Source organism: Paenibacillus sp. 1-18 (assembly GCF_000520755.1).
In the GTDB taxonomy this organism is placed as follows: Bacteria; Bacillota; Bacilli; order Paenibacillales; family Paenibacillaceae; genus Paenibacillus; species Paenibacillus brasilensis.
Map to the genome: position 1 here is coordinate 1 of NZ_ASSB01000294.1, position 4,368 is coordinate 4,368.

Consider the following 4,368-nt stretch of genomic DNA (forward strand, 5'->3'; position numbering starts at 1 on the left):
GATTTGCGGGTGTAGTTCAATGGTAGAACTCCAGCCTTCCAAGCTGGTAGCGTGGGTTCGATTCCCATCACCCGCTTTTTGCTATAGCGGATTCTTGTTGCCTCAGTGGTGACACCTTATAAATAAAGAGAGCCTGTCTGGGGACAGTGCTCTCTCTTTTTTTATACTCTTTTCTAAATAACAATATGATGAATTTTGAGGCCCTGGCTATTTCGGTGTATACCTCACAAATAAGTTTGTTGATATACACCGATTACCGATCCGACGGCCAATTTTACACGGGAATGGTAAGCTGGATGGAAGTTCCCAGGTTTGGCGCGGAGGTCATGCTCATATATCCTCCTACCCCTCTAGCCCGTTCTTCCATGCTAAATAATCCAACGCCCTCTCCTTGGGATTCTTTAGAGAATCCGATTCCCTCATCCCAAATGTTCACTTGTATGATTTCACCCTGATCTTCTACGTCGACATGTGCTTCTGCTACGTCTGCGTACTTGGCTACATTCGTTAATGCTTCTTGTACAATCCGATAAATAGCTATTTCCTTGCCAATATCAAGGCGTTTACGTAGGTTACATTGAAAATGGACCTCGATGCCGTAATGCGAACAAAAGTTTTCAATATAGGTTCTTATGGCTGGTACGACACCTAAATCATCCAAAACTGAGGGACGTAGTTCCCATGCCAGTCCTCGGACGTCTTTAATGATGTCGGTTACCTGTGAACGCAGATTTTCGAGAACAGGGGTAGGTTGTTCAGCAAGCTGGCTATCCAGTTGAATAATTAGAGAAAACAGGCTTTGTCCGATCCCGTCATGCAGTTCTCTTGAAAAACGCTTGCGTTCTTCCTCTTGAATTTGCATTACTTGCGTCATCATCGTCTGAAGCTCCGCCTCGACTTTTTTCAGTTTGGTAACCTCATTACGGATCGCTAAATACTGATAGGGCTTACCTTCCTCGTCCATAAACGGAACGATCGTGGTATTCACCCAATAATAGCTGTTATCTTTAGCACGATTGCGTATTTCTCCTTGCCATACCTGGCCTGAACGTATCGTGATCCACAAGTTTTTCATGAATGCTGGAGTATGATAGCCTGAATTAATTAGGCGATGATCCCGACCGATCAGTTCTTCACGACTGTACTGCGAAATCTCACAAAATTTGTCGTTCACGTATTGAATAATGCCCCGATGATCAGTTAAGGCAACGATAGAGGAAGTATCTAGTGCAAGCTTCAGGTTGGATAGCTGGTGAAGTGAGTTACGCAGTTCATCGAGAAAAGGGGACTCTGGAATATAAGCTTCCAAATCATCTAGTAGCTCATCAGCCGACTCATCAAACACATGTTGCAGTAAAGGATTAGAAGGTTCATTCATAGTGCAGCAGCCCCTTTTTAAGTGCAAATTTGACCAGTTCGGGCCGTGTTTTCAGGTTAAGCTTCTCCATAAGGTTACTTTTATGAGACTCTACGGTTTTGACGCTAATCACCAGGTGCTCGGCAATTTCCTTGTTGGCATATCCTTTTGCTATCCATGATAGAATTTCCTTTTCACGCTCGGAAAGGGACTCATAGGGTCCGGCAATGCCTTCCTGTTTGATCTTGTCCAGATACTCACTCATCAGTCGTTTGGTCGCATTTGGGTACAGATAGGCGCTGCCTTCGGCCACAGACTGAATGGCAGCGAGTAATTCCTCATGAGGTGCGCTTTTTAAAATGTATCCGGATGCCCCGGCCTGAATTGCCCGGAATAGGTATTCCTCATCATCATGCATCGTTAGGATAAGAACTTCAGTATCAGGCAATCGTTTTTTTAATTCAGTGGTTGCTGTTAGGCCATCTTTGCCAGGTGGCATACTAAAATCCATGAGCACCACATTAGGTTGCAGCTCCACCGCCTTGCGGATCGCCTCATCACCGTCTGCAGCATCTCCTACCACCTTAATGCCGTTTTTGCCGTCCAATAAGGCCATGAGGCCGGAACGTACGACAACATGATCATCCACTACAAGTATACGAATCAATTTGTCATCCCCTCGAACGGTAAAAAAACCGTGCGTTTTGTCATAATCATAGCAAATTTTAGGGATTTCAATCAATATAGACAGTTGGTATAGCCATTTTTAGCAAATATCTATTGTCACTCTATAAAATTATAATGAATCTTACGGAGTAAGGGCGTGAGCACATAGCTGACCAAGCCGCTGAGCGACTTGAGTGGCCTCGACCACGTTGGAATCAGTGAATGTTCTAACATCACGGTTACCAAGAAGCAGCACACCGTTCGGTAAATCACCCGTGCTGGAAAAGGGAATAGCCACAGCAGAATAAAGCTGCTCTGCCAGCATCAGCGCACATTCCTGGCGTAGGCGTATGCTGCCAGGCAGCAAAGCACTCACGGTCACGGTACGTCCCTGACGAACAGCCAGTCCAGCAATGCCATGCCCCACTTTAAAAGAAATAAGGCGATAACGATTGCTTCTGCTGCCAGAGGCATAATACCAATGTAATTTACCACCTCCTGACTTGGACATGTATGCAAGAGCAGTGAGATCCCCATAGACGCGACCCCTTAACTGGTTTAGTTCTTTTCGCATTTCATCCGTTATTTGTAGCATAGAAGACACATCCTTTTTCTTAACAAAACTAGCTCTAATTCATTGTAGTTCCGACAGTTGCAAAAGTAAGTCAGGGAACCCCCTGATCTATAGGCGCAGGAAACACTGACTTTTCATAAGGCTGGGGGAATGAGTAAGAGGAAAGCCGGTAAATGGGGCATTAGCCTGCCTGGAAAGTGACATATATCACAACAAATCAGGGAGTAGAAAGGTATAAAATCAGGTGTTCTCCCGATAACAACCCATGTATTATGCCTTTATGATATAGATATAAGGTAAACACGAGGAGGACGCTAATATGCAAGCCACTTGTATGAAACGGTTTGGGGACGAGGCGGAACGCACGGGGATTCAGCTTTTTTTGACGGAGGAGCATTTTGAACTGCTGAAAGAAATTATGTCTTGGAAAAAGGTAAAGGCAGGCGTTATGCTTTTCCGAGAGGGCGAGGATGCGGAGCAGCTTTATTATATCCATTCGGGCCATGTAAAACTTCGTAAGTCGACAGAAGACGGTAAAGAATTGATTCTGACTATTCAGCATCAGGGCGATCTGATCGGGGAATTCAGTGGGATAGATGGGGAAGAGTATAGCTGCACTGCGGAAACAGCCGGTGTGTGTGAGTTAGGCGTCGTGCTTGTTAAGGATTTGGAATCGCTCCTGTCTAAAAATGGAGAAATGGCACTGCAGTTTATTCAATGGATGGCGATGAAACAACGAATTACGCAATCGCGTTTTCGGGATTTGCTGTTGTATGGTAAAACAGGAGCGCTCGCGTCTACACTGATTCGTGCGAGCAACACATGCGGCGTAGCAGTGAAGGATGGCATTTTACTGAATATGAAGCTGAGTCACTCCGAACTGGGTGAGATGATTGGAGCGACACGGGAGAGTGTGAACCGGATGCTGAGTTCGTTGAAGGAGCAGGGCACTCTGGATACAAGAGATGGGAAAATCGTTATTCATGATCTCAAGGTATTGCGTGCCATGTGCTGCTGTCCTTCGTATGGCCAATGTGCCCATGAAATTTGCCGACTCTAAAAATATATAGATATATAAGGCGGAGTCTCTAGGACCCGCCTTGCTTCATGTCCTCTAAAATCTAAATTAAGGGGCATTTGAACAACATGGATAATAAAAAAGCCATCAACGCCGGATAGCAAAGTTCTTAACTCAGCCTTCATGCCAAGGCGAATGAGGAACAAGCCTACAATCAGGATTGTATCAAGTTTTTAAAATACAGAGAGAAAAATGAAAAAATGTAATGCTGGCGATGAGAATGAGGCTCAAGCTCACGAGACCTTGCTTATTAGAGTCAATGGGGAATAAGATGTAGCAAATAGTAAGAACCGCTACGTCGAAATTTTAGTTTATAATTAGAGCACCCAACTGAAAAAGAATATACATGATAGACGTTCTTGAGTGGCGTGCGAGATCTTATAATTGGAACTAAATTCATATAGACTTTATAAACTAGGCGTGTTAAAGTATAACTCCAGCCAAATAAGGCTGGGGAAATGGTTGAATAAATTAGCTCTCTAGTAAGAGGGAATATTTACAAGTTGATTTATCTGGCTAAAAATGATATATTATTCTAGCTGACAACAAAACAGCAATTTCAAAAAAAAGCTTGGGTCAAAATGATCTTGAGAAAAAGAAAAAATAACCCTTGCATTTTTGAAAAGAACATGATATGATCTTATAGCTGCTGAAAATGCAGCGAAAAAGAAATGTTTGATCTTTGAAAACTGA

The 4,368-nt window shown here is 43.7% G+C and carries 4 protein-coding genes and 1 tRNA gene; 2 read left to right on the forward strand and 3 right to left on the reverse strand.

Annotated features, from left to right (window positions below):
- Positions 1-5 precede the first annotated feature (5 nt).
- Positions 6-76: transfer RNA gene (locus L693_RS0118555), tRNA-Gly, on the forward strand.
- A gap of 198 nt (positions 77-274) precedes the next feature.
- Here the strand turns inward: L693_RS0118555 and L693_RS0118560 are convergent.
- From L693_RS0118560 to L693_RS0118570, 3 genes are all read right to left on the reverse strand, one after another.
- Positions 275-1,378, reverse strand: a complete 1,104-nt coding sequence (locus L693_RS0118560) for a PAS domain-containing sensor histidine kinase (RefSeq protein WP_025718944.1) — start codon at positions 1,376-1,378, stop codon at positions 275-277.
- On the reverse strand, positions 1,371-2,024 hold the full coding sequence (locus tag L693_RS0118565) for a response regulator (RefSeq protein ID WP_025718949.1): 654 nt from the start codon (positions 2,022-2,024) through the stop codon (positions 1,371-1,373). Before L693_RS0118565 ends, L693_RS0118560 begins: the two co-directional genes overlap by 8 nt.
- Before the next feature lie 141 nt (positions 2,025-2,165).
- Complete coding sequence (locus L693_RS0118570; RefSeq protein ID WP_025718961.1) at positions 2,166-2,618, reverse strand: GAF domain-containing protein; 453 nt, start codon at positions 2,616-2,618, stop codon at positions 2,166-2,168.
- 298 nt (positions 2,619-2,916) lie between these two features.
- Between L693_RS0118570 and L693_RS0118575 the strand changes: the two genes are divergently transcribed.
- Complete coding sequence (locus tag L693_RS0118575; protein ID WP_025718963.1) at positions 2,917-3,657, forward strand: Crp/Fnr family transcriptional regulator; 741 nt, start codon at positions 2,917-2,919, stop codon at positions 3,655-3,657.
- Positions 3,658-4,368: the final 711 nt, after the last annotated feature.